This window comes from Microlunatus sp. GCM10028923 (assembly GCF_042666975.1).
In the GTDB taxonomy this organism is placed as follows: Bacteria; Actinomycetota; Actinomycetes; order Propionibacteriales; family Propionibacteriaceae; genus Microlunatus.
In genome coordinates this window covers 78,443-102,091 of sequence record NZ_JBHTFF010000020.1, presented here as the reverse complement: position 1 = coordinate 102,091, position 23,649 = coordinate 78,443, and the positions used below count along the sequence as shown (strand labels likewise).

Sequence of the window (23,649 nt, the reverse complement as noted above, 5' to 3'; positions counted from 1 at the left end):
CAACCCCTTCCGGTCCGCTCCGACGACCCTTCGGTCCCCACGATAGGCGGTTATTCGTATCACCGAGCCTTCTCCGGCCGGTCAGGCCCGCCGGGTCTGCAGGATCGAAAGGTACGCGACCGCGGTGATGAACAGGTTGTCCCAGTCACTGTCGATGATCAACTTCAGGTAGCGGCCGGAGATCTCCGGGAACCGCACCGCGTGGGCGGGCTGCTCGTCGGGCAGGATGCCGGACCAGGCCGGGCGCCAGGTGCGCCGGTCGGTGCTCACCTCGACCCGGATCGCCTTCGGTCGCGCCTTCGTGTGATGGAAGTTCTCGACCACCTTGCCGTCCTGGCGCGGCCAGACCTCGATCCCGGCCAGCGGCCGGGCGGCACCGGTGTCGATCACCACGTGGTGCGGGGTGATCATCAGGTCGTCGCGGTACTGCGTCACCCACTGGGTCTGCGGGTCCGGATCGAGCAGGTGCTGCACGGAGCCGTCCTCGTCCTTGAGTTCCTCGCTGCTCGCCTCGACGACCCGGCACTCCCGGACCAGGACGGCGGTGCGTTCGTCGTCGGCCGCTCCGATCGCGTCGGCGCGGGCATAGAAGTCAGTCGCCGACGCGGCGGCCGGGCCGCCCCAGGTCCGGTCGGCCAGCACCTGCAGCGGCCGGTGCGAGAAGAAGTGCACCCACGAGGTCGAGCGCGCCTCGGACTTGTCCATCCAGCGGCCCAGCCGGTGCCCCTCCAGCAGGTCGTCGCACGGATAGTCGTCGTCGGCGTAGATCCGTTCGGCCGGCATGTGGCCCTCGAACCCCTGCGGCGAGGTGCCGGTCGGCGTGGTGCTGTAGCCGGGAGTGACGTAGTTGCCACCCCAATTGACGCCGACCGTCCGATAGCCGCGCCGGGTCAGCTCGGCCGGATCCCCGTCCAGCCACTTGCTGATCCTGATGTCGGCGGCCGGGGCGATGCTGGCCGGTTGATCTCCGTAGTTCCACCATTCCCAGAGTTCGGCGCGCTTCCCGTGCTCGTGCAGCGTCGCGGCAAGATCATTGGCGAAGTCGATCAAGGCGTCACCGGAGTAGCGGAGCCCCTTCGATTGCGCGTACGCCAGCAGGGCAGGATCCTGTTTCTCCGCCGTCTGCAAGGGAATCTCGTCGCCGCCGATGTGAACGTACTCGCCACGGAACAGGCCGGCCAGCTCGATGATCAACCGCCGGACGACGTCACGCGCGAACTCCGAGGTCAGGTCAAGGGTCCAGCCGCCGCCGAGGCCGCCGGGCCAGCCGGCGTAGTCCATCGCGGGCGACCGCAGCCGGAGCCGCGGCTCGTACCGGGTCAGCCAGACGGCATGGCCGGGCAGGTCGAGCTCGGGGACGATCGTGACGCCCCACCGGGCGGCGTAGGCGTCCAGGTCGCGCAGCTCGTCCTGGGTGTAGTGATCGGCCGAGGCCAGGCCGGGGAACTCCAGGCTCTCGAACCGGAAGCCGTTCCATTCGGTCAGGTGCAACTGCAGGCTGTTCAGCTTCAGCCAGGCCATCCGGCGGATCTCCGACCGGAGGTACGTCAGCGGCAGGAACTTCCGGCCGACGTCGATCATCTGGCCCCGCACGGCACAGCGCGGCCGGTCCACGGTCCGCCCGCAGGGCAGCGACCGGCGCTCCGGATCCTGCTTGATCAACTGGCCGACGGTCTGGCAGCCGTAGAGCAGACCGGACCGCCCGGCCGCCCGGATCTCGACGCCGTCGGCGATCTCGAGCCAGTAGCCCTCCGGGCCGAGTTCACCGGTCAGCCGCGGGTCCATGATCAGCCGGATCTCGGCCGTCGCCGGATCGGAGTCGATCACCGGCCGGGCGCCCCGGAACAGCCGCAGGTCGTCGGCGAGCAACTCGGCGACGTCCGCGGCGTCGTCACCGGAGTGGCCGATCACGCCGGGACTGCCGAGCAGGCACCGGCCGACCCCGGGTGACCAGGTGCGCAGCGCCGGCAGGGTCGCCGGGACCAGCTCGGCGGGCGTCGACGTCATCGGGTGGCCTCCGCTCGGGCCGGCCGGGTGATCACGTGCTCACCGGCGCCGACCCGCTGCCGATGTCCGTCCGGGGTCTCGATCAGGCAGGACGACTCGTCCGGCACGGTGGCCCGGAGCCGGAACACGTCGTCCTCGATCCGCCACTCGACGGCGAAGACGCCGCGCTCGGTACGGTGGCTCGCCCTGGCCCAGTCGATGCCGCCGCACGGCCGCGGCCGGATGATCAACTTCCGGAACCCGACGTCGCCCGGTTCCTGCTGCAGCCCGGCCAGGTGCGCGAAGAACCAGTCGTCGATGGCACCGAGCATGAAGTGGTTCTGGCTGATCCCGTAGGTCGGGCCGTCCCAGGTCTCGGTCAGCGATGTCGCGCCGTGCCGCAGCTGGTAGCCGTAGCCGGGCCGTTCCTCCTGCCGCGCGAACCGGAAGATCGTCTCGTGCCGATCATGCTCGGCGAGCAGTTCCAGCATGGCCGGCAGGCCGACCTCGCCGACATCGGCCACGTAGCCGTCCTCGATGATCCGCCGCTCCAGCCGGTCCACCACGTCGGCCACCCGGTGCGGCGGCACGATCCCGTACCGGGCGGCGATCGCGAGCTCGCCGAGGGTGCCGTCGCCGGCGGTCAGGTCATGATCATTCCAGAACTCGGAGCGGACCCGCTCGGTCACCAGCCGGGCCTCGTTCCGCCACCACGCCGCGTCCGCGGCCCGGCCGAGCCGTTCGGTGGCCTCGGCGAGCACGCCGAGCAGTCTGGCCAGGGTCGCGGTGCTGACCAGCGGGACCGCCCGGAACTCCCGGCCGTCCCAGTCGCCGAGTCCGTACCGGATCAGTCCGTCGGTCCGGCTGTTCAGCAGGTGCCGGGCATAGCGGCCCATGGCCTCTTCGTTGTCCCGCAGTACGGACTCGTCGGCATAGGCCCGGTGCAGCAGCCAGGGCAGCATGATGATCGCGCCGCCCCAGTTCACGTCGCCGCGCCACGGGTCCGGGAACGGGTCCCACTCCGGCACGTACAGCGGCAGGTGGCCGTCTCGGCCCTGCGCCTCCCGGATCAGCCGCAGCGTGTTGGACAAGATCGCCAGCACGTCGTAGTTCCACCGCAGCACAGGAAAGGCGAGGTGCAGTTCCTCGAGGAAGTTGAGCTTCTCCCGATGCGGGCAGTCGGTGAAGACCGAGAACATGTTGGACGTCACGGCCCGGCGGATGATCGTGTGCAGCGCCGTGATCTTGGTGTCCGAACAGGCGAAGTCGCCGGCCGACCTGGCGGCGGCGGAGATCACCAGGCCGCGGACGTCGCCGGCCTGCAGCGGCTCGGCCAGGCCGCTCACCTCCACGTAACGCAGCCCGTTGTAGCAGAACCGCGGATGCCAGGTCAGCGGCCGCGATCCCGCGGCAACCGTGTGGTAGACGGGATCCCAGCCCTCGGTCCGTGGATCGATCGTGCCGTCCGGGTGCAGCAGCTCGGCCGGCCGCAGCCGCACCCGGGCGCCGGCCGGAAGATCAAGTTCGGCCCAGCCGGCGAAGTTCACCCCGAAGTCGATCACCTGCGTGCCCGCCGTCACCGTCCGGAGCTCGACGGGATCGAGCACCTCGCGCACCCGCAGCGGCGGCGTGGTCTTCACACTGAGCTTCAGCCGGGGCGGCACGGCCGCGATCACGGCCCGAGGCCAGCCCGGGATCCCGTCGACCGAGGCGTCCAGCGGCAGCTCGGCGTCGAAGTCCTCGCCGCCGGTCCAGTTCGAGGACCGGGTCTGGCCGACGGTCGCGCCCCAGTCGAACCCGGTGCGCACCGTCGTGGCCCGGCGGCCGTCGTACTCGACGGTCAGCGAGGCACAGGCGGCCAGCTCGCCGTACTCGGTCTTGATCTTGGTCCAGCGATCGTCCAGCCGTTGCGACCGGTACAGGCCCGGCCCGAGTTCGATCATGATCACGTTGTCGCCCGGCGTGATCAGGTGGGTCACGTCGTAGCGACAGAACTCGGCCCGCTGCGCGTAGTCCGAGTAGCCGGGTTCGAGCAGGTCCGCCGACACGGCACCGTCGTTGATCGACGCCGAGAACACGCCCAGCCCGGCGATCCGCAGCACCGCCGACACCGGCGCCGCCGGGCAGCGGAACACGGTGCCGACCACCGGCAGCGGTCCGGCCGGGTCGGTTCGCCAGGCCGGCGCGGTGATCCAGCGGGCGCCGTGCGCCAACGGGTCGTCGCGCTGTTCCTCGGGATCGGAGTTGATCATGCCAGGCCGGCCTCGAACTCTTTCCGGATCGTGTCGCCGCCGCGGCTGCGCCAGCGCTCCCGCCACTCGGCCAGCTGGCTGATCGGCCGCCGGCCGGTGATGATCCCGAACAGGTAGTCGTCGGTGAGCTGGCCGAGCGCCGCGGACTGCCGGATGTCGGTCTCCGAGATCAGGCTGCGGACCGGATTCTCGATCGACAACGGCACCGCCTTCGCGATCGCCTGCTGCGCCTCGGTCGCGGCCTTGTCGTCGCCGGGGAAGAAGAACACCGCCTCCAACGGCTGCACCAGGAACGACGGTCCGGCCACTTCGGTCAGCGGCCGATCACCGTCGACGGCGACCGGAGTGCCGCGGTCGTCGTAGGCGAAGTGCCGGCCCTCGATCCCGTAGTTGATGAAGGTGTGCTCCTCGCTGCCGAACGGCGCGCACCAGTAGTTGATCACCCGGAGCAGCTCCGCCAGTCGGGCCTCGTCCTTGCCGACCTCGGACGGGATCGCGGCGATGCCGAAGTAGCCGCCGCCCTGGTGCACCACCGGGTCGCCGCCGTCGTGCCCGGGCGGGCTGACCGCGACCACCTCGGCCGACGGATCGTTCTTCCGCAGCGTCGGCACCATGCTGCGGTAGTGCGGCGCGATGCCGGCCGGCATCAGCCCGATCCGCCCGCTCATGAACAGATCCTGCGAGTCCAGGGTCGGCAACGTCGCAGCGTCCGGATGGAACGCCCCGGCCTTCCACAGGTCGACCAGCCAGGCCACCGCGGCCTCGTACTCGTCGGTCTCGATCACGTTGATCAACGTGCCGTCATCGTTCAGCCGCCAGTCGTTCGGCACCCGGAACATCTCCAGCGCCCAGCTGACGCCGTTGCCCAGCGTGGCCAGCCCCCAGCAGTCGCCCTTGGCCTTGCCCCGATGATCACCCTTGGTGAAGCCGACCAGCAGCTCCTTCACCTCCTCGGCGTTCTTCGGCGGTTCGGCGAGACCAAGATCGGCAGCCCAGTCGGCCCGATACATGGTCACGCCGTTCACCAGCGGCAGCGCCCGCGGGACGCCGAGGATGCGGCCGTTGATGCTGGAGTTCTTCCAGGCATAGGTGGGCAGCCGGGCTAGGTTCGGGTAGGCGTCGATGCCGGATCCGGCCAGCACCTCGCTGAGATCGGTAAACGCGCCCTGCTGCATCGGCTTCACCACCGACGGCGCCGCGCTGCGTTCGACGAAGCAGAGGTCCGGAAGATCACCGCTGGCCATCAAGGTCTGCACCTTCTGGCCGTACGCGTCGCCGGCACCGAACGTCGCCTTGATCTTGGCACCGAGCCGTTGGTCGAACTCGGTCAGCCAGGGGTTGTTCGTCGGTGGCGGCGCCTGGAACAGCACCTGGAACGTGGACACCTCGCCGCCACCGCCGGGCGTCTCGGTGACCGACTTCGCCTGGTCGCTCGGATACCGGCTGTAGGCGGGCGAGACCCCGTCGATGTCGCTGATCATGGCGCCGGGCACCTGGTCCGGCGGCACGTAGTTCGGCGCGACGAACCTGGCGGTCTGTTCGGCGCCCGGAGCATCCTTCGGCTGGGTACGACAGCCGGCCAGCGCGGCCAGCCCGGCACCCAGGCCCAACACCCCGCGACGGGACAGCCGCCCTGTCCGGGTTGATTCGTTGATCATGAAAACTCCTTGTCTGGTCAGCCCTTGACCGCGCCGGTGAGGACGCCCTTGGTGAAGAACCGCTGGAGGAAGGGATAGACGATGAGGATGGGCACGGTGGCCAGCACGACCACGGCCATCTGGACCGACTTCGCCGGCGGTGGCGGGGCGGCCGGGTTCTGCAATTGGGTCAGCGGGGTGCCCTGCAGGACGTACTGGTTGAGCACCAGTTGCACCGGCCACTTGGCGGTGTCGTTGAGATAGATCATCGCGCTGAAGAAGTCGTTCCAGTACGCGACGCCGTAGAACAGCGCGACCACGGCGATCACGCCCTTGGACAACGGAACCATGATCATGCTGAGGATCTGCCAGTCGTTGGCGCCGTCGATCCGGGCGCACTCGATCAGTTCGGCCGGGATGCCCTGGAAGAAGTTGCGCACCACGACCATGTTGAACGCGCTGATCGCGCCGGGCAGGATCAGCGAGGCGTACGTGTCGAGCAGCCCGAGTTCCTTCACCAGCAGGTAGTTCGGGATGATGCCCGCACCGAAGAGCATCGTGAACAGCACCAGGTACAAGATCACCCGGCCGCCCGGGACCTCCCGCGTGTTCATCAGGCCGAACGCGAGCAAGATCGTCAGCACCACGCTGAGCAGGGTGCCGACGACCGTCACCCCGATGCTGACCAGCAGGGCCCGGACCACGATGCCGCCGGACAGCACCGAGAGGTAGGCGTCGAGCGACGGGCCGCTCTCCCCGGGCGGGGCGGCGAAGCTCTGCGCGATCACGTACAGGAAGGGATAGATCATCACCACGACAGTGACCGCCAGCACGACGGCCTTGAGCACCGTGGAGGTCAGGGTCGGCTGGTTCCAGCGCGGCCGGACCGCGACGGCGACGCTCATCAGAACGCCCCTTCCCCGCCGAGCCGCTTGGCCACCCAGTTGGCGCCGAGCACCAGCACCGTGCCGACCACGCCCTTGACCAGGCCGGCGGCGGTGGCGAGGCCCCAGTCGCCGCCGAGCACACCGCGGTAGTAGACGAAGGTGTCCAGCACCTGCGCCACGTCGGCGCCGACCGCGTCCTGCTGCAGGATGATCTGCTCGAAGCCGACCGTCAGCACCGAGCCGAGCCGCAAGATCAACAACAGCACGATCACCGGAGTGATCCCGGGCAGCGTGATGTGCCACATCCGGCGCCAGCCGCCGGCGCCATCCACCGCGGCCGCCTCGTACCGCTCCAGCGGGACCAGCGCCATCGCCGCCAGGAAGATGATCGTTCCCCAGCCGATCTCCTTCCAGATCACCTGGGACGTGATCAACAGGGCGAAGGTGTCCGGGTTGGTCATCAGGTTCACCGGGCGGTCGAGCAGCCCGGACAGCACGTCGCTGATCGCGCCGGTGCCGCCGAACAACGCCTGCCAGATCGAGACCACGATCACCCAGCCGATGAAGTGCGGCAGGTAGACCACCGACTGGACGAACCGCTTGATCCGGTCGCTGACGATGCTGTTCAGCAGCAGCGCCAGCAGCAACGGCGCCGGGAACGCGAACCCGATCTGGAGCAGGCTCAGCACCAGCGTGTTGATCAAGGCGTCGGCGACCTCGGGATCGGTGATCAGCCGCTCGAAGTTGTCCCAGGCGACCCAGGGACTGCCGGCCACGCCGAGATAGGGGCTGTAGTCCTGCCAGGCCACCGCGTTACCCAGCAGCGGGACGTAACGGAAGATCACGAAGTAGATCACCCCGGGCAGGATGAACAAGTAACTCCAGCGGGCCTGCCAGAGCCGCCGCTTCAAGGTCCGTCGCCTGGTGGCCCGCTCCAACACTTCGCCTCCCTCGCGAGTGTCCTCATCAAATCCGACCCTCCGGGAGTTAGTCAAGATGGTTACATATCCTGTCTTCGCTTCTGGGATCGACCGCCGGCCGTTACTGTCGGCGCATGATCGACCAACGGAGTTCGGGGCCGACCGAGGTGTTGATCGTCGGCATGGCCCACCTGTCCGCCGACGTACCCGACGCGGCGATCGCGGGCGGCCGGGACCGGCTGCTGGCGTGGCGCCCGGACCTGATCGCGATCGAGAATCTGCCCGGCCACCTCGTCGTCGAGTACGAGGAGCGCGGCGGCGCCTTCACCGACTTCCCGGTCGGCGGCGCGGCCGTCGCCCGGCAGGCTGCGGCGACCGTGGCCGGGCTGCGGCCCTGGTCCGTCTGGCAGGCGCGCCGGGTCGCCGTCGACGCCGAGGCCGAGCTGACCGAGCGGGTGATCGGCTGGCTGCTCGCCCGCGAACCCGAGAACGCGCTCCTGCTGCCGTGGCGGGAGGCGGAGCTCCCGGACGCAGCCGTCGACGCCCTCACCGACTTAGAGCAGTCACCGTCGGAAGGGATCCGGGTCGGGGCTGCGATCGCGCGGGAACTGGGCCACCCGTACCTGGTCCACTTCGATGATCATGCCGGCCTCGAGCTATTGGAACACTGCCCGAGCGACTGGGGCGAGGCCGAGGAGGCGTACTTCCGCACGGCCCATGATCAACTCCGGCACCCCGGCTGGGACGGGACGGACCATGATCATTGGCGCAAGTGGGTGCAGGCCGCGACGGCACTGTACGCAGACTTCTGGGAGCAACTAGAGAGCGGTGGCCGGGTCGACTATCCGGACCCGAGTGGTGTGATTCGGGTCCGGCTGGCTCAGTGGCGGACCCGCAACCTCGCCATGGCGGCCAGACTGCGGGAGGCCACCGGGCTGGTTCCCGGCGGCCGGGTGCTGGCGATCGTCGGCTGGTCACACGCCCGTCCGCTGCGGGCCGCCCTGGCGACGGATCAACACGACCTGAAGCTGCTCGTACCGGGCGATCTGGAGATTCCCGAACCGGCCCGATGAGTTTCCGAGACCGTCTCGGTCTCAACCACCAGCAACGACACAGGGCAGTTCAAGGAGAATGATCATGGGCAAGATCCGCGTTCACGAGTTCGTCAGCCTCGACGGAAGCTACGAGGACCCGAGCTTCACCTTCGACTTCGGCTGGACCGATGCGATGTTCGAGCGGATGGGCGCCGTCACCGGCAGCAGCGACGCGATCCTGCTCGGCAAGAACACCTTCGAGGGCTTCGCCCCGGCTTGGAAGGACCGCACGCCGGAGGACGACCCGGGCGCGCCGTTCTTCAACGACAGCACGAAGTACGTGGTGTCGTCGACCCTGCAGAACCCCGAGGACCAGTGGCAGAACTCGACCGTGATCGGCGGCTACGACGCCACCAAGATCCGTGAGCTCAAGGGCAAGCATCAGGGCATCTACATCAGCGGCAGCGGCACCCTGGTCCGCGCCCTGCTCGCCGACGGCCTGGTCGACGAACTGCACCTGCTGACCTACCCGGTCGTCCTCGGCACCGGCGCCCGCCTGTTCCCCGACGGCACCGACCCGCTCACCCTGTCGCTGGTCGAGTCGACCACCTACGACAACGGCGTGGTGCATCTCGTCTACGGCCCGAAGGCCGACTGACTCTGACGGCGGGCTCCGGGTGCTAGCGTCTCGGCGGTGATCGAGTTCGAGCCGGTCGAGGTCCATCGCGGTGGCCACGAGTACGACCCGGACGACCTGTTCGGCCCGCTGCCAGGGATGCGCCGTGGCGACGTGCTGGCGTACGAGATGCAGGCCCCGGACCGCTTCGAACCCTGGCCCGGCCGGTCCCGAGTGGAGCGGACCTACGTCCTGCTCGATCTCGGAATCAGCCTCGGCGTCCCCTGCTGGCGAAGGGCGTCACTCGGGGACGGGACGCTGGTCGAGATCCCGGCCGCCGACGAGAAGACCTGGTACATCGATCTGATCACCGTCGAGCGGCCGAGCCCGAACAGCTATGTGCTGCGCGATCTGTTCATCGACGTGATGGTTCCGGCCGATGCCCGGCACTACCGGATGCTGGATCTGGACGAGTTCGGCGATGCCATCGAGGCCGGCAAGATCAGCATCGGCGACGCGGTGGACGGACTGCGTCGCTGGCAGCGGTTCCTTGATCGGCACCTGCACCGGGATCGCTTCCCGCAGGCCGACTGGACCGACTTCCCACCCGCGTGCCTCCGACCGCTGATGGATTTCCCGGACGCGTTCGGCCCCGCGGTCACCTGGCCAGGCTGACCGAATCCCAGCACACATCACCCGATCCAGGCTGATTCAGGCCCGGGTGAGGAGAGTGCGCTGGATTCCGGTCATCACCTACGGTCGGTGCATGTACAACCACGAGCCGGCCGGCTACGACTGCCCGTTCTGCCGCGAGGATCCGGCGCTGGCGACTCGCCCGATGGAGATCCTGCACCGCTACGAGCGGGTCACGGTCCGGCTCAACCCGAAGTGGTGGCCGAACAATCCGGGCAGCGCGCTGGTCGTGCCGCATGATCATTTCGAGAATGTCTACGATCTGCCGCCGGAGCTCGGAACCCCCATGCAGCAGGCGATCCGGGACACCGCGCTCGCGATGAAGACCGCGTTCGACTGTCCGGGTGTCTCGACCCGGCAGCACAACGAGCCGGCCGGCAACCAGGACGTCTGGCACTACCACCTGCATGTCTTCCCGCGCTTCGACGACGATCAGCTGTACGGATCGCTGGGCGACTGGGTCGACGCCGAACGGATGCGCCGCTACGCGGACCAGCTCCGCGCGGCGTGGCCACGATCATGATCAGACGTGTAGTCGCATCAAGACGGCGGTCTCGCCGTCCCGCCCGGCCACGGTGAAGCCGAGGCGTTCGAACATCGACATCAGGCCCCGGTGCGGTGCGGTCCGCACGCCGGCCTCGGCGGCGCGGACCCAGCCGACCCGGGGGACGTTCTGGACCGGCCAGACCTCGAGGTGCTCGGCGACCTCGCGGGATCGTGGCCCGAACTCCCGGCGGGCCTTGCCGAGCTCGGGATCGTAGTGGCAGTGGACGACCGGCCGGGCCTCGACCCAGCCGCCGCCCTGCTGCCGGATCGTCTGCACCGCGACGGCCAGCGCGAGGGTGGCGACGCCGCGGCGCCGGAACGGCAGCAGGGTCAGGAAACAGGTGATCCGCCAGTCCGAGGTCGGGTCGGCGGCCAGCATCCAGTCCGGAGTGCTGCCGTTCCGCGTGATCGGCAGGTCCTCGACCCGGCCGTACTGGCACCAGCCGATCACCTGCCCGGCGCCGTACACCAGGACGCCGCGGGCCCGGCCCTGCTTGATCAACTCCCGCATCTCGTCGAGGTTCTGGTCCCGGCGAAGATCACGACTCGGCAGTTCCTTGCCGACCATGGGTTCGGCGGTAGCCGGCGGCCGGCCGCACGGATAGCGCAGACAGCCGCAACTGCCGCGGCCGTTGACCCGGAAGAACCGCTCGTAATCGCGCCAGGTCTTCGTCGAGAGTTCTCGTGTCGTGAACTGACTGACTTCCATCCATCGCCCCCAAGCTCCGACGGTGAACCAGACCAACTTTCGGCCACCGCTCGGACCGGCGTCAACTACATAATCCCTTGCCAGGCGGCAACCAGTGTGACTCGATGGTGCCATGGCCCAGTCCGAATTCCTGGTTGATCTGCATCGGCGCTTCGCCACCCCGCGTGTCGCGGTGACCGACCTGGTGCGTCGGACGACCGGTGCCGAGGCCATGGAACTGGACCGGATCGCGCGCGGGTACGACAACGAGGTGTACCGGGTGACGCTCGACTCCGGGACTTGCGTCTACGTACGGATCCGGAGCAGGGGCGACGACTTCACGGAGGAGCTGTGGGCCATGAGCCAGGCCCGTGATCACGGCGTCCCCGTCCCGGAGATCGTCGGGGTCGACCGGATCTCCGACGATCACGGCGACCGCGCGGCGATGGTGATCACGCCGGCTCCGGGACGGCAGTTCGCCGAGAGCGCCGACAAACTGACGACCGAGGAGCGAGGATCGGCGCTCGCCGATCTTGGCCGGGTGGTGGCTCGGCTGCACGAGGTCTCGACGCCCGGCCCCTGGCGTCCGGACGATCATGGACAGTGGCCGGACCCTGCCGAGCTGCGCAAGGGCTTCATCCGCGACCGGCGCGCCGAGCATGATCGACTCGCGGCCGCCGGAATGTCCGCGGCCGAGATCGAGGTGACGTTCGCGATGCTGGAGATCTCGCCGGAGCCGGCCGCCGCCGGGTTCGTCCTCTGCCACGGCGACCTGAGCCCGGAGCACGTCTTCATCGACGACGGCCGGGCGACCTGCCTGATCGACTGGGGCATGTGGCACGGCGGCTCGCGACTCGGCGAGCTCACGTACCTCAGCAACACCTTCGCCCGGGACGACTTCGCCGTGATCCTGGAGGGTTACGGTCGCCCACTCGACGACGAGCTGCGCCGCCAACTCGCGACCGTGACGATGTCCCAGCGGATCGGCCACGTCGCGCACCACGTCAGCATCGGCGACCGGGCCGCCACCGAACGCAATGTCGGCCTGATGCGCCGCGCGCTGGCCGAACTCAGGGAACTGGGTCCGGCCAGCTGACCTCGGCCAGCCGCCGCTCGGCGAGTTGCTGCCGGTCCGGGTCGCCGGCCGCGAGCTCGGCCTCCTGGTAGTCGCGGTAGAGCAGCAGGAAGTGGTTCAGAAAGTCCGGGACCCGACGGCACAGGTCACGCAGCTGGGCCCGTTCATGATCATCGTCCGGAATCCCGTACGCCCAGCGATTCCGGCACAACTCGTGGGTCTGCACGACCAGCTCGGTCCACTCGTCGGCGACCTCGCGGCGATAGAGCTCGGCGCAGGCCGCCTTGTCGCGAACGTAGCGGCCGGTGCGCAACGCGATGATCGCCGTCGCCGTCCAGCCGACCGTCGCCACCAGCAGCTTGGTGCTCGGACGCTCGACCCCGTCCGGTCCCGGCATCGCCCACTGGTCGAAGCCGAAGAACGGGCCGTCCGGATCGAGGTGCTCGAACGGATAGCTGAGGACGCCGTCATCGCTGCGCTGCGTGGCAAAGCGGTAGCTGTTGAAGGGCGTGTGGATCACCGACCGCAGGTAGCCGTCCGGCTCGAAGTCCGGCAGGCCCGGCCGCACATCGGTCCCGTACACGAGCCGCGTGCCGAGCTTGAAGTCCAGGGCCGTGCTGACGGCCTCCGGGAGCTGCAGGACCGCCTCGCCGATCACGATGATCTCCAGCAGAATCGGGCTCAGCTGTGCACAGTGATCGGCCAGCGCCCGGGCCCGGTCGAACTCGGCCCGATCGGCAAAACGATCCCGGAACAGGACGTACAGATCAAGATCACTTCCGCCGATGCTCGCGCCGCTGGCATGGCTGCCGCGCAGGTAGACGCCGAGAACCCTGCCGGGGAAGGCGATGTCGAAGATTCCGATCAGGCCCTGAGTGATCAGGTCGCAGCGGTGGTCACCGGTCGACTCGATCAGCTCAGGGCCCATCGGGTGAACCTATGCGGTGTTGTTCGCGAGCGCCAACAGCCTGGCGTCGCTGCCGTTGAACACGTTCCGGTCCACCGCTCCGGAGATCCCGGAGACGGAACCGGAGTCGGTCCACTGCCAGAACGTGTAGGTACCGAAGCCGGTCGGCATGGTCGGGCTGGACGCCGACGTCCAGCTGGCCACCCAGAGCGGCGTCAGTGCGGCGAATTGGCTCGTGCCGCCGGTGCAGGCGTTCCACCAGCTGCGCGAGGTGTAGATGACGACGTCCCGACCGGTCCGCGCCTTGTACGTGTCGTAGAAGCTCTTGATCCAGGTCCGCGTGGCGGTCTGGCCCAGCGTGCAGGAACCCTCGAGGTCGAGGGCGCCGGGCAGGGTCAGGTTGTCGGCGCTCCAGGCACCGCCGTTGGACGCGAAGTAGTTCGCCTCGGCGGCACCGTCGGCGACCGGGTCACCGTTCGGCCGGGCGAAATGGTAGGCGCCACGGATGACCCCCGCACGGTGTGCGTTCGGATAGTTGGCGTTGAACTGCGGGTCCTTGTAGTTCGTGGATTCGGTCGCCTTGATGTAGGCGAACTTGATCCCCGCACCCTTGACCGCGGTCCAGTTGATCGTGCCCTGCCAGTGCGAGACGTCAATCCCGGGCAGCCCCGCCGGCGCAGCCTGCGCCGGTTGCACGAACGTGAATGCGAGTGAGACCGCAGCGAGAGCGACGGCCGCAGTCCGCGCCAGACGGCGCAGGTGAACACTTCCCATCATGCCCACTCCTTCGGTAGAGATTTGCCATCCCCCCGGGACAGGAACCTACGGCACCGAAGTTGACTTGCCTAGACCCAAAAGTGAACCGTGTCACACTGTTCGCTGACCGGACACGCGGAGTGACTGCTCCGCAAGATGTTCCGGCCGCGCGGTGCGCCGGCAGGCGAAACCGCTCTACTGTATGTGCCATGCCGGGGGACATCTGGACATTTCTGTTGCAGGCCCAAGCGCCGTGGTTGGTCGGGCCGCTTGGTGTCCTCGTCGGCGTCATCATCGGCCTGATCGGCGCAGCCTGGGCCGCCGCGGCTCAGCGGAAGGCCGATCTGGTCCGGGCCGCTCAGGATCGGGCCCAGACCGCAACCCTCGGCGAGATCGAGCGAGTCCGGGAAGTCTGCACCGCGCTGTTCCGCGATCTGCAGGACTACTCCCGCCAGGCGCTGCTGCTGCGGACCGACGCCAACCTCGGCCGGAAGGCCAGCTTCGAGGTCACGCTGGCGATCACCGAGGCGCAGGCGTCCGTGATGGAGACGTACGCGACCGCGCGACTGAGCTCCCCGGGCCCGGTCAGCGACGCCACCGCCCGGATCGTCAGGGCGATCGGCGACTGCCCGATCCTGGAGACCCAGGAGGAGTTCGACATCTGGGCGGACTCCTGCCGGAAGCTGTCCGGGTTCCTGCTGCAGGTCGGCGAGCAGCGGATCAAGGAGTTGTCCGGCGGGGCCGTACCGAAGAATTGGTACGAGACTCTCATCCGCACCGAGCTGTCCGGGGAATCGGCGTCGACCCCGCGCGGGCCGAAGCGGGGAGCTTCGACCAACGGCCGCAGCTACGCCCGGGCCAAGTCGAACTAGTCGCCGCGGGCCGGGTAGGCCACGATGGTGGCCATGTCGGCCGAACCGTACGAGAGCTTTGCACTGCCGCACTACGCGGACCGCGACCCGGCCCACAACGCCGACCACATCCGGCGGATCCTGCGCCGCCTGCCCGACCTGTCCCGCGGCGTCGAGCCGGAGCCGCAACCGCGCCTGCTGCACTTCCTGGCCTGCTTCCACGGGCTGGCCGAGCGGATCCGTCGCGACGACGCGTTCCGGGCCGAGACCGAGTCGTTCCTGATCATGAACGGCTGGACGCCCGAGCAGGTGGCCGAGGGCTTCCTCGCGCTCGGGCGTCACCACGTGATGCCGATGACGTCGGAGGAGAAGGTCGTCCACGACGCGAACCACCTCGAACGCCTCGGCGCTTTCGGGGTCGCGAAGGCCTTCACCCGTGGCGGTGCGGACGGGCAGAGCTACGAGAGGACGCTGGCGATCTTCGAACGGAACCTCCGGATGACCCGGTTCCTGACGCCGCGCGGGCGGGCGCTGGCGACCGAGGGACTCGCGTACTGCCGGGACTTCATCACGAGGCTGCGGCTGGAACTGTGATCTTGGTGAGGAGTGATCATCATGGCGCGACGTGAGGTGCCGCCCTTCGGCGACGAGAAGGCGAGTCTGCACGCGAGCCTGGACCGGCACCGGGACGCCGTCGTGTGGAAGCTGGACGGGCTCGACGATGATCAACTACGCCGCCCGCTGGTCCCCTCCGGCACCAACGCGCTCGGCCTGGTGAAGCACCTGGCGTCGATCGAGTTCGGCTGGTTCTGCGAGCCGTACGGACGCCCGTCGGAATGGATCCCCTGGGACCCCGAGGACTGCGACGCCGACGCCCGGGTGCGGCCCGACGAGACCACCGCCGACATCCTCGCCTACTACGCCCGCGCCCGGGCCGCCGCCGACGCGGTGATCATGGACTTCCCGCTCGATGATCGACGCACCACCCCGCCCGGCCTCGGGACCGGGGAACCGGTCACCCTCCGCTGGATCCTGCTGCACGTCCTGGAGGACACCATCCGCCACTCCGGCCACCTGGACATCGTCCGCGAACTGATCGACGGCCGGGTCGGCACCTTCCCACCGCGGTCGCCGACGTGACCTCCACAGGAGCCCAGACCGACCTCAAGGAGGAGCTGTGGTCGGCACTGCGCGGTGCCCGGACCAAGATCATCGGGAGGCTCGACGGGCTCTCGGAGTACGACCTCCGCCGGCCGCTCACCCCGACCGGCACCAACCTGCTCGGGCTGGTCAAGCACCTGGCCGGCGAGGAGTACGGCTATCTCGGCGAATCGTTCGGCCGGCCCCCGGTCGAGCGGCCGACCTGGTTCCGCGACGACCCGTACACGGAGATCGATCTGTGGGCGACCCCGGACGAGACGAGCGCGTACATCCTCGACACCTATCGCCAGGCCTGCGCGCACGCCGACGCAACCATCGGCGGGCTCACCCTGGACAGCCCGGGCCGCGTCGCGCACTGGGGCAACCAGGAGACCACCCTGGCCAACCTCATGATCAGGATGATCGGCGAGACCTCGGCGCACGGCGGGCACGCCGACATCGTCCGCGAACTGATCGACGGCCGGATCGGCGGCCACGAGTCGACCGACACCGATCAGTGGCGTGCCCGGCGGGCCGAGATCCAAGCCGCAGCGGAAGAATTCCACCATGATCACTGACCCGATCCTGACCCGCATCGGCCAGGGCGCCGAACTCAACCACCACCGAGGTCAACCCGATGCCGCGCGTGACCTGTTCGCGCAACTCTGGGACGAGATCGGCGGCGAGGAAGGCGATCCGCTGCACGTCTGCGTACTCGCCCACTCGATGGCCGACGTCCAGGACGACCCGCACCAGGAACTGGTCTGGGACCTCCGAGCCCTGGCCGCCGCCGACCGGATCAAGGAGGAGCGGGCCGCCGAGGCCGGCGTCACGCTGCCGGTGGCCGGCCTCTACCCGTCCCTCCACCTCAACCTCGCCGACTGCTACCGCAAGCTCGATGATCTTGATCATGCCCGTGATCATCTTCGCCAGGCGCAGGAGTCGATCGGCGTGCTCCGCGACGACGACTACGGCCGGTTGATCAAGGAAGGCCTGGACCGGCTGACCGACCAGCTGAGCCAGGCCTGATCCACCTAGATGATCTTGCCGGGCTGCTCAGCCGTTCCATTCGTTGACGCCAAGAGCGAAGTCCCAGTGGCCCACCCCGTTGCCGGCGAGCCCCATCGTGACGAGGCCCATTCCTTCCAGCCAGTGCGCCATCTTCAGGCCGCCGACGTCCAGCGGGCGCAGCCCGATGCTCTCGATGAAGGCCTTCACGCTCGCCTTCGACCGCGCATCGTCGCCGGCGAGGAAGACGGCGGGTCGGCCCTTCTCCAGGACATTGCGGAAGATCGTGTTGAAGGCCTTCACTACGCTGGCGCCGGCCGGGGCCACCTTGGCGACCTCCTGCGCGATCGAGGTCTCCTCGCCGTGGGCCAGCCCGTCGACCGTGGCGTTGAAGGGGTTGCTGATGTCGACGATGATCTTGTCCGCGAGGGCGTCACCGTACTCGACGACAACCGGAACGACACCATCGGCCAACAGGGCCGTGATGACGATGTCCCCGGCCGGGACGGCGGCCCACTTTCCTGCCGTCGCGCCGCTGCCAAGGGCGTCGGCCAGGCCATCGGCCTTGGCCTGATCGCGGCCCATGACCTCGACCGTGTTGCCGCCCGCAATCGCCAGCGTGCCGATGGTCCGGGCCATGTTTCCCGTACCGATGATGGTGATGTTTCCCATGGGCTGTGCCCTCTTCCTGATCTTGGTTTCCGGTGGATGATCAGATTGCGGTGGTGCCGCCGTCGGCGACCAGTTCCAGGCCGTTGACATAGCTGGAGTCGTCGGAGGCGAGGAACAGGGCGACGGTGGCGATTTCCTCGGGCCGGCCCATCTTTCCGCGGGGGATCAGGGACTCGAACGCGGCCCTTGAGGGCTCGTCGAACAGTTCTTCCTGCTTGGCGGTGGCAACCTGGCCGGGGGTCAGGACGTTGACTCTGATCTTGCGGTCGCGCAGTTCGTTGAGCCAGACGCGGGCCCACGCCTGCTGGACGGCTTTGCTTCCGGCGTAGAGGCTCCAGCCGGGGTAGGCACCGAGTGATGCGTTGGAGCCGGTCATGAAGATCGAGCCGTTGTCGTTGATCAACGGCAATGCCTTCTGCACGGTGAACAGGGTGCCGCGGGCGTTGATGGAGAAGGCGCGATCGAACTGTTCCTCGGTGATCTCGCCGAGGACGGCCGGTTCGCCCATCCCGGCACTGGCCCACAGCACGTCGATCGAACCCTTCTCCCGCTTGACGGTGTCGAACAAGCGGTCCAGGTCGTCCAGCTCGGCGGCGTCGCCCTGTACGGCGGTGACGTTGCGGCCGATCAGCTTGACGGCGTCATCCAGGGCCTCCTGCCGCCGGGCCTGGATGAAGACGTGAGCTCCCTCGTCGACGAACAGCTTGGCTCCGGCCAGCGCCAGACCGGTGGATCCGCCGGTGATCACTGCAACCTTGCCATCGAGCTTTCCCACGGTCACTCCTCTGGGGATCAAGCGTTCGGGACAGTCGGCAAGTTATGTACACCGATCTGTTTGCGTAACGTACTCCCCGGTCGACCCTCGACGCAAGCTATGTACACCGCCTCGTACCCAACCGCCCTACACTGATGCCATGACGGAGTTGGAGAAGGGCCCCCGGGGCCAACGCCGTGGACGCGGCGCGCGCGAGCGCATCCTCAGCGCGTCACAGCAGCTGTTCCGAGATCAGGGCATCAACCGCACCGGCATGGACCAGCTCTGCGCGGTGGCCCAGGTGTCCAAGCGCACGGCCTACCAGCACTTCCCCAGCAAGGACGAACTCGTCGCCGAATACCTGCGCCGATTCGATCCCGACCTGATGCCCGGAGTGTTCGACTGCACCGACCTCACACCCCGCGAACGACTCCTCGCCGCCTTCGACCTGCCCGAGTCCACACCCCTGTGCCCCTACCTCGCGGCCGCCGTCGAACTCCACGATCCCCAACATCCCGCATCCGAGTACGCCCGCGACTACAAGACCGCCCTCGCCGCGAAGTTCACCGAAACCGCCCGCGAAGCCGGCGCCACCGACCCCGAGCAACTCGGCGAACAACTGGCACTCCTGCTCGACGGCGCCTCGGCCCGCACCCGAGTCCTCAACAGGGAATCCTTCTCCACCGCCGCCGCCATTGCCGCCGTCCTCATCGACAACGCCGTCCCTACGTGATCAAGGTGATCGCAGAGTCGCTGAAAGCCATGCCTGCCGCAAGGGGTTTCGATCTTGGAGCGGATGACGAGAATCGAACTCGCATTCTCAGCTTGGGAACCGGCCCAGAACTCACGATCCGGCCCTGATCCGCCGAGCTGATCGTGCGCGCTGTTGGCCTGGAGTGAACTCATCGGCCCGGCTAATGGCACGCGAGTGGCACGCCGCCACCGCTGTTCGAACCTCGGCCTACACCAGCCGCGTCCCTCGTGGACGCCAATCGTAGGGGCTCCGGGCACTGGTCCGGAGAGGGGACGCGACGAGGCCGCTACGTCTCAGCCCTTCACGGTTCTCAGCGCGTCCGAGTGCTCGAAGATCAGGCCAGCTGCCTGATACTCATCGAAGGTCGGCGGCTTCTGGACGAGGGTGTTGTCCGGGTACTTGAACCATCGCTGTCCATGGACGTCCGTGAATAGCAGATACACGTCGAACCTGAGCACATTGATCAGGAAGAAGTCGGCCATCTCCGCCCGTGGACTCAGCTTGGCCGTCAGTTGCTTGATGATTTCCGTTGCCTGCGGTACTTTTCGGCGCTCCGATGCGTTGACCTGACCAATCGGAAGCGGGTTACATCTATCCGGCCCCGGGACGAACGCGTAGACGTCGCGGATTGGCTGTTCACTTCGGTTGTCGACAAATACCAGGGGGACTAGTCGGCCGTCGCCTAGATCACGTACGTTCTCCTGGGCCGTGAAAATTGCTCGCGCCTGACGCTCGAGTTCCTCGGCTGCCTTCGTCGCGGTTTCCTCCTGGACATGGACGAACTGGGCGTAGGCGGTATAGCCGCCCCAGATTGCGATCAGGATGGCGCAAAGTGTCAGTACTGCTGTCATCCATTCGGCAACAGTTCCTGCCTGGAGGTCAATGTCAGGGCCTGCTAGCGCAACAATAGTTGCGGCTAGCGCCCAAGCACCGAGCAGGCCAATGGCGATCCGTTGCAACACGCGAAGGCGACGGTCAGCAATACCTGCTCGGCTCTTGCTTGTCGCTGGCGTTGGGTTCTCGGTCACACAGGCATCGTGAGGCATGCGGCATGCCGCAGGTGAGGATTCCATGAAACTAGCCGCGCGGCCCGCAGCGATGCGAGGACACGTGCCGCTTCCCTGCGGAGCCGGCGCCTTGATCTAGCTGTGATCAATCCAGCAGATCAGCAGCTTTGCGGTGGCCAGCATCTAGGACGCTGATCGAGCCGGTTCCCTTGCTTGTAAGGAATCGGGACGCCGGATCGGATGACGAGAACCGAACTCGCATTCTCAGGTTGGGAACCGGCCCGGGACTGTCGACCCGGCCCGGATCCGTCGATTGATCGCGGGCACGGGTGGCCTGCAGTGACCTCCTCGGCCCCGGCTAGTGGCACGTGAATGGCACACCGCCCACCGGAGTTCGAATCCTCGGCCCGCACCAGCCGGTCCCCTCGTAGGCGCCAATCGTAGGGCTCCGGGCCGTGTGTCAAGGATTTCAATCCGGAGGACGCGCAGCACCCTTGACGCGCGGCCCGGAGACTGGTCCGGAGAGGGAACACGGCCAACGGAACGTACGCAGCTATCCATCCGCCGGTTTCAATCTCCGCGAGACATCGTTAATGATCATCTGGGTCACGTCGAGCAGTTCCTGACAGTACGTCTGGACATCGGTAATGCTGCGAGCACGGCGGATACGTTCGAGCGGCTGCCGTACTTCGGCCTGGGGCTTCGTAACGTCGAGTTCGTGCGCAATCTCATTACGAGTGAGAAACGCCTGCTCAAGAAGGGTCTTCTTGGCCTGAGGTGCGATGCGCTTCCGGAGGTCAGGATCGGTGACACCAAGTGCACTGGCAATTTCCGTCACCCGCTCGGATGACTGCGCACTGCCGTCCGTAAGTGATCGGATCCAGCGGGACGTTAGGACCTCGCGTGGTGTCTCACCTGCGCTCAAGAAGAGCGCGACAACTTGCGCTGGATTAACTGCCCCGGTAGATCGGTCGGTGATCGACTGCGTTGCGAAGGTCTCCAGTTTCGCGACGGTCATGTCGTCGACTGCGACGAGCCGACCGAGCGACTCTTCGACCAGTCTCTTTAACGCTCGGTCCAGGCCCGCGCCGGCAAATAGCACGGCGGCTCGAAGGTTATCCTGTGCTGGCATGCTCCATCTGCCGCGCACGGCCTTGCCTTCCGCCACCTTCAACAGTCGATTGACGATGCTTCCGAGCCAGATGGCGCTGTCGGTCGACTCAACGGCGGCACGTAGAGCATTCTGGGACTCACGTGCATGATGCGCTACGGCTGGATCGGGCGCACTGACGGTGTCTGCTACACCGCCTTTGCCGATCACGTGACCCATCAGGTCCTGAGCAGCTCGCCTCAACTGATGCTCTGTTAGCTCCCCCATGCGCGGCCACTATAGGTATGGCTTCGATGGAATGCGTCAACGGCGCGAAATTGGCGGCGCGGCCCGCAGCGAAGCGAGGACACGCGCCGAAGGGCCGGATTCGTCTTCCCACGGCGCAGGGAGCAGGTTGCCGACCTGCTGCTGAAACAGCGCACCGGATCGCCGGGTCGTGCGCTCAACGATGCGCACCTGGGTGAAGCAAAGGCCATCGACTGGCGGGCCGCGGTCCGTGAGCGTGCAGGGAGGTCCGGAAGAGGAGTCAAGGATGCACGGGGGGATGCAGACAGCCTCGCAGAGGCCAGCACCAAGGACGCTGATCGTCCCGGTTCCCTTGTGTGTAAAGGAATCGGGCCGTTGGAGCGGATGACGAGAATCGAACTCGCATTCTCAGCTTGGGAAATGACGGCCGGCGTTCTTGATCATGACCGGCGGGTGCAGCTCCGGCCAGCTCGTGACCGTGAGTGACCGTGACTCGGGGCATGTTCTGGGCACGCTCCACCCGGTGTTCGATTCGTCGGCCCACACCAGCCGCGTCCCCTCGTCGGCGCCAATCGTAGGTCGCCGGGCCGTGTGTCAAGGGTGAAATCCGAAGGACGCGCAGCGCCCTTGACGCGCGGCCCGGAGACCGGAGACTGGTCCGGAGAGGGGACGCGGCGGACGCGACTCTCCGCCTTCCGAAGATCAAGCTGACATACAATCCGCAGGTGCTGAACTTCAAGGAACTGAGCCAGGACGGCGAAGACCTGGAACAACTGGTGCGGGAGCTGGGACTGGCGCTTGACTATCGCGTCTCGTGGTCGGGTCGAGGTTCCGATGACGGGAGGGACCTACTACTCGCGGAGCCAGGAGACCCTCTGCTGGGAAGCAAGACCCGAACTTGGGTTGTTTCGTGCAAGCACACGGCTCACGCCGGAGGCGGTAACGGCCGGGCGGTCGGAGTTAGCGACCTGGGCGGCGAGGGAGGGATGATTGATGTGGTTGACCAGCATCAGGCAGATGGCTACCTCCTTGTATGTTCCACTGTCCCATCGAGCGCTGTCACGAGAAGGCTTGCTGCTATGGAGACCGGTCGGCGCTCGATCCTCACCCATTGCTGGGATGGAGTTCAGCTCGAACGAATGCTAAATACCCCTCGCGGCTGGGCAGTCGCGCAGCGATTCATGCCGGTTAGCTCAGAGGCGTCAGGGTGGCGGGTATTTGCGACAGATTCGCCGAACCGATTCGTCGGCATCACCAGAGGCTTTTACATTCGCCTAACCAATCGCCACGGGAGCGGCCTCGGATATCAGCTATCTAGCATTGATGAGCGGCTTGATAGGGCGGAGTCCTTTGATTTGCCCGAGGGGCATCAACTCCGACCTCGCGGTATGTGGTGCGATGACAAACATGGCGCCTTTGTCTGGTACTTCGACTATCTGTACGACCGCCCGTCGCTCGGCGAACCTTCGACGGAGCCGTCACACCGGGAGATTGAGGCGATCAAGCGAGAATTCGGTGATGGCAGTGTTACATATGAAGACGGCCAGATCGACTCGTTCGAGATCACAGTGCGAGAGGTCGACAGGTGGCACGATGCATACGATGCAGATCACTATTCGTTCTACGAGGGTTTGTCATTCATGTGAGCCCCGGAGTTCCGTTGGGCCGGCGCGAGGCCCGCACGCAGGAGGACACGCAGCGCCACTTGCCGCAGCCCTCCGGCAGCGCATCGCCTCCCCTGCGGCTCGACCCGCGAAACGGTGTGCCCACCATGCTCCCGCTCGGACGGCCGAGCTGTGGGTCCTCGATCCGAAGGGCGGCATGGAGCTGGGATCACCGGATCGGCCAGCGGGTCGAGCACCTGGAACCGCAGCTCGACCAGCCGAGGGCGAGCTCCCGTCGTTCAGGGCACGTTGAGGGCACGAACGCTGGCTAGCCTCGATGTTCGAATAAAACCCCTAGTGGCGATTCAGCCTGCCACTAGGGGTTTCGATCTTGGAGCGGATGACGAGAATCGAACTCGCATTCTCAGCTTGGGAAGCTGATGTTCTGCCATTGAACTACATCCGCGCTGCCCGGCAGCATACCGGCGCAGAGTGCAGTGTAGCC

Annotated in this window: 24 protein-coding genes and 1 tRNA gene; 12 read left to right on the top strand and 13 right to left on the bottom strand. The window is 67.3% G+C overall.

All coding sequences use genetic code 11. The features are described 5' to 3' along the window. Positions 1–81 precede the first annotated feature (81 nt). The 5 genes from ACFQU4_RS34145 to ACFQU4_RS34125 are packed head-to-tail and all read right to left on the bottom strand — an operon-like array spanning position 82 to position 7,703. A complete protein-coding gene (locus tag ACFQU4_RS34145) occupies positions 82–2,007 on the bottom strand; it encodes a family 20 glycosylhydrolase (RefSeq protein ID WP_377500891.1) in 1,926 nt (641 codons plus the stop codon). Continuing rightward, positions 2,004–4,238, bottom strand: coding sequence for a family 78 glycoside hydrolase catalytic domain (locus tag ACFQU4_RS34140; RefSeq protein ID WP_377500889.1), 2,235 nt, complete (start codon positions 4,236–4,238; stop codon positions 2,004–2,006). Before ACFQU4_RS34140 ends, ACFQU4_RS34145 begins: the two co-directional genes overlap by 4 nt. Beyond that, a complete protein-coding gene (locus tag ACFQU4_RS34135) occupies positions 4,235–5,896 on the bottom strand; it encodes an extracellular solute-binding protein (protein ID WP_377500887.1) in 1,662 nt (553 codons plus the stop codon). Before ACFQU4_RS34135 ends, ACFQU4_RS34140 begins: the two co-directional genes overlap by 4 nt. 17 nt (positions 5,897–5,913) lie before the next feature. Further along, positions 5,914–6,780 carry a carbohydrate ABC transporter permease gene (locus tag ACFQU4_RS34130; RefSeq protein WP_377500884.1) on the bottom strand — a complete coding sequence of 289 codons (867 nt, stop codon included), beginning with the start codon at positions 6,778–6,780 and terminating at the stop codon, positions 5,914–5,916. Beyond that, the gene (locus ACFQU4_RS34125) at positions 6,780–7,703 is read right to left on the bottom strand and encodes an ABC transporter permease (protein WP_377500882.1); all 924 of its coding nucleotides are present in this window, start codon (positions 7,701–7,703) and stop codon (positions 6,780–6,782) included. Before ACFQU4_RS34125 ends, ACFQU4_RS34130 begins: the two co-directional genes overlap by 1 nt. Before the next feature lie 113 nt (positions 7,704–7,816). Here ACFQU4_RS34125 and ACFQU4_RS34120 point away from each other — a divergent pair, with 113 nt between their 5' ends. The 4 genes from ACFQU4_RS34120 to ACFQU4_RS34105 all read left to right on the top strand — a co-directional run bounded on the left by ACFQU4_RS34120 (position 7,817) and on the right by ACFQU4_RS34105 (position 10,548). After that, positions 7,817–8,755: a hypothetical protein gene (locus ACFQU4_RS34120; protein ID WP_377500879.1), complete on the top strand. Its 939-nt coding sequence runs from the start codon at positions 7,817–7,819 to the stop codon at positions 8,753–8,755. 64 nt (positions 8,756–8,819) lie between these two features. Next, complete coding sequence (locus ACFQU4_RS34115; protein WP_377500877.1) at positions 8,820–9,374, top strand: dihydrofolate reductase family protein; 555 nt, start codon at positions 8,820–8,822, stop codon at positions 9,372–9,374. A gap of 36 nt (positions 9,375–9,410) precedes the next feature. Further along, positions 9,411–10,007: a DUF402 domain-containing protein gene (locus ACFQU4_RS34110; protein WP_377500874.1), complete on the top strand. Its 597-nt coding sequence runs from the start codon at positions 9,411–9,413 to the stop codon at positions 10,005–10,007. 91 nt (positions 10,008–10,098) lie between these two features. Continuing rightward, positions 10,099–10,548, top strand: a complete 450-nt coding sequence (locus ACFQU4_RS34105) for an HIT family protein (RefSeq protein WP_377500872.1) — start codon at positions 10,099–10,101, stop codon at positions 10,546–10,548. On the opposite strand, the gene ACFQU4_RS34100 is transcribed toward ACFQU4_RS34105, so the two are convergent. Further along, positions 10,549–11,280 carry a hypothetical protein gene (locus ACFQU4_RS34100; RefSeq protein WP_377500870.1) on the bottom strand — a complete coding sequence of 244 codons (732 nt, stop codon included), beginning with the start codon at positions 11,278–11,280 and terminating at the stop codon, positions 10,549–10,551. Between the two features lie 112 nt (positions 11,281–11,392). Between ACFQU4_RS34100 and ACFQU4_RS34095 the strand changes: the two genes are divergently transcribed. Then, positions 11,393–12,355, top strand: a complete 963-nt coding sequence (locus ACFQU4_RS34095) for a phosphotransferase family protein (protein ID WP_377500868.1) — start codon at positions 11,393–11,395, stop codon at positions 12,353–12,355. On the opposite strand, the gene ACFQU4_RS34090 is transcribed toward ACFQU4_RS34095, so the two are convergent. Beyond that, positions 12,330–13,262, bottom strand: a complete 933-nt coding sequence (locus ACFQU4_RS34090; RefSeq protein WP_377500866.1) for a hypothetical protein — start codon at positions 13,260–13,262, stop codon at positions 12,330–12,332. The two genes, ACFQU4_RS34095 and ACFQU4_RS34090, sit on opposite strands and share 26 nt — an antisense overlap. 9 nt (positions 13,263–13,271) lie before the next feature. After that, the gene (locus ACFQU4_RS34085; RefSeq protein ID WP_377500864.1) at positions 13,272–14,018 is read right to left on the bottom strand and encodes a GH25 family lysozyme; all 747 of its coding nucleotides are present in this window, start codon (positions 14,016–14,018) and stop codon (positions 13,272–13,274) included. Positions 14,019–14,206: 188 nt separating this feature from the next. Here ACFQU4_RS34085 and ACFQU4_RS34080 point away from each other — a divergent pair, with 188 nt between their 5' ends. Genes ACFQU4_RS34080 through ACFQU4_RS34060 form a run of 5 tightly spaced genes read left to right on the top strand, consistent with a single transcriptional unit; the run spans position 14,207 to position 17,017 of the window. Then, entirely contained in the window at positions 14,207–14,869 is a 663-nt protein-coding gene (locus ACFQU4_RS34080; protein WP_377500862.1) for a hypothetical protein, read from the top strand. 33 nt (positions 14,870–14,902) lie between these two features. Further along, positions 14,903–15,442, top strand: a complete 540-nt coding sequence (locus tag ACFQU4_RS34075) for a hypothetical protein (RefSeq protein ID WP_377500860.1) — start codon at positions 14,903–14,905, stop codon at positions 15,440–15,442. 21 nt (positions 15,443–15,463) lie between these two features. Beyond that, a complete protein-coding gene (locus ACFQU4_RS34070) occupies positions 15,464–15,988 on the top strand; it encodes a DinB family protein (RefSeq protein ID WP_377500858.1) in 525 nt (174 codons plus the stop codon). Next, on the top strand, positions 15,985–16,566 hold the full coding sequence (locus ACFQU4_RS34065; RefSeq protein WP_377500856.1) for a DinB family protein: 582 nt from the start codon (positions 15,985–15,987) through the stop codon (positions 16,564–16,566). Before ACFQU4_RS34070 ends, ACFQU4_RS34065 begins: the two co-directional genes overlap by 4 nt. Continuing rightward, complete coding sequence (locus ACFQU4_RS34060; protein ID WP_377500854.1) at positions 16,556–17,017, top strand: hypothetical protein; 462 nt, start codon at positions 16,556–16,558, stop codon at positions 17,015–17,017. Before ACFQU4_RS34065 ends, ACFQU4_RS34060 begins: the two co-directional genes overlap by 11 nt. A gap of 27 nt (positions 17,018–17,044) precedes the next feature. Here ACFQU4_RS34060 and ACFQU4_RS34055 read toward each other — a convergent pair whose 3' ends face one another. Together ACFQU4_RS34055 and ACFQU4_RS34050 are read right to left on the bottom strand one after the other, a co-directional pair. Next, a complete protein-coding gene (locus ACFQU4_RS34055) occupies positions 17,045–17,668 on the bottom strand; it encodes an NADPH-dependent F420 reductase (protein ID WP_377500851.1) in 624 nt (207 codons plus the stop codon). Between the two features lie 40 nt (positions 17,669–17,708). Further along, the gene (locus ACFQU4_RS34050) at positions 17,709–18,443 is read right to left on the bottom strand and encodes an SDR family NAD(P)-dependent oxidoreductase (RefSeq protein WP_377500849.1); all 735 of its coding nucleotides are present in this window, start codon (positions 18,441–18,443) and stop codon (positions 17,709–17,711) included. 139 nt (positions 18,444–18,582) lie between these two features. On the opposite strand from ACFQU4_RS34050, the gene ACFQU4_RS34045 reads away from it, so the two are divergent. Next, positions 18,583–19,155 (top strand): TetR/AcrR family transcriptional regulator, encoded by a 573-nt coding sequence (locus tag ACFQU4_RS34045; RefSeq protein WP_377500847.1) that lies wholly within the window; start codon positions 18,583–18,585, stop codon positions 19,153–19,155. Between the two features lie 314 nt (positions 19,156–19,469). Here ACFQU4_RS34045 and ACFQU4_RS34040 read toward each other — a convergent pair whose 3' ends face one another. After that, complete coding sequence (locus ACFQU4_RS34040; protein ID WP_377500845.1) at positions 19,470–20,204, bottom strand: hypothetical protein; 735 nt, start codon at positions 20,202–20,204, stop codon at positions 19,470–19,472. Positions 20,205–20,736: 532 nt separating this feature from the next. Next, the gene (locus ACFQU4_RS34035) at positions 20,737–21,561 is read right to left on the bottom strand and encodes a hypothetical protein (RefSeq protein WP_377500843.1); all 825 of its coding nucleotides are present in this window, start codon (positions 21,559–21,561) and stop codon (positions 20,737–20,739) included. Between the two features lie 704 nt (positions 21,562–22,265). On the opposite strand from ACFQU4_RS34035, the gene ACFQU4_RS34030 reads away from it, so the two are divergent. Further along, the gene (locus ACFQU4_RS34030; protein WP_377500841.1) at positions 22,266–23,186 is read left to right on the top strand and encodes a restriction endonuclease; all 921 of its coding nucleotides are present in this window, start codon (positions 22,266–22,268) and stop codon (positions 23,184–23,186) included. 350 nt (positions 23,187–23,536) lie between these two features. Here ACFQU4_RS34030 and ACFQU4_RS34025 read toward each other — a convergent pair. Beyond that, positions 23,537–23,610 (bottom strand) — tRNA-Gly (locus tag ACFQU4_RS34025). Positions 23,611–23,649: the final 39 nt, after the last annotated feature.

Coding starts and splice junctions, on each gene's coding strand:
- ACFQU4_RS34115 (WP_377500877.1), top strand. CDS start 8,820: ATGGGCAAGATCCGCGTTCACGAGTTCGTCAGCCTCGACGGAAGCTAC.
- ACFQU4_RS34060 (WP_377500854.1), top strand. CDS start 16,556: ATGATCACTGACCCGATCCTGACCCGCATCGGCCAGGGCGCCGAACTC.
- ACFQU4_RS34055 (WP_377500851.1), bottom strand. CDS start 17,668: ATGGGAAACATCACCATCATCGGTACGGGAAACATGGCCCGGACCATC.
- ACFQU4_RS34145 (WP_377500891.1), bottom strand. CDS start 2,007: ATGACGTCGACGCCCGCCGAGCTGGTCCCGGCGACCCTGCCGGCGCTG.
- ACFQU4_RS34035 (WP_377500843.1), bottom strand. CDS start 21,561: ATGGGGGAGCTAACAGAGCATCAGTTGAGGCGAGCTGCTCAGGACCTG.
- ACFQU4_RS34045 (WP_377500847.1), top strand. CDS start 18,583: ATGACGGAGTTGGAGAAGGGCCCCCGGGGCCAACGCCGTGGACGCGGC.
- ACFQU4_RS34130 (WP_377500884.1), bottom strand. CDS start 6,780: ATGAGCGTCGCCGTCGCGGTCCGGCCGCGCTGGAACCAGCCGACCCTG.
- ACFQU4_RS34090 (WP_377500866.1), bottom strand. CDS start 13,262: ATGGGCCCTGAGCTGATCGAGTCGACCGGTGACCACCGCTGCGACCTG.
- ACFQU4_RS34120 (WP_377500879.1), top strand. CDS start 7,817: ATGATCGACCAACGGAGTTCGGGGCCGACCGAGGTGTTGATCGTCGGC.
- ACFQU4_RS34070 (WP_377500858.1), top strand. CDS start 15,464: ATGGCGCGACGTGAGGTGCCGCCCTTCGGCGACGAGAAGGCGAGTCTG.
- ACFQU4_RS34140 (WP_377500889.1), bottom strand. CDS start 4,238: ATGATCAACTCCGATCCCGAGGAACAGCGCGACGACCCGTTGGCGCAC.
- ACFQU4_RS34080 (WP_377500862.1), top strand. CDS start 14,207: ATGCCGGGGGACATCTGGACATTTCTGTTGCAGGCCCAAGCGCCGTGG.
- ACFQU4_RS34100 (WP_377500870.1), bottom strand. CDS start 11,280: ATGGAAGTCAGTCAGTTCACGACACGAGAACTCTCGACGAAGACCTGG.
- ACFQU4_RS34135 (WP_377500887.1), bottom strand. CDS start 5,896: ATGATCAACGAATCAACCCGGACAGGGCGGCTGTCCCGTCGCGGGGTG.
- ACFQU4_RS34095 (WP_377500868.1), top strand. CDS start 11,393: ATGGCCCAGTCCGAATTCCTGGTTGATCTGCATCGGCGCTTCGCCACC.
- ACFQU4_RS34085 (WP_377500864.1), bottom strand. CDS start 14,018: ATGATGGGAAGTGTTCACCTGCGCCGTCTGGCGCGGACTGCGGCCGTC.
- ACFQU4_RS34105 (WP_377500872.1), top strand. CDS start 10,099: ATGTACAACCACGAGCCGGCCGGCTACGACTGCCCGTTCTGCCGCGAG.
- ACFQU4_RS34075 (WP_377500860.1), top strand. CDS start 14,903: ATGTCGGCCGAACCGTACGAGAGCTTTGCACTGCCGCACTACGCGGAC.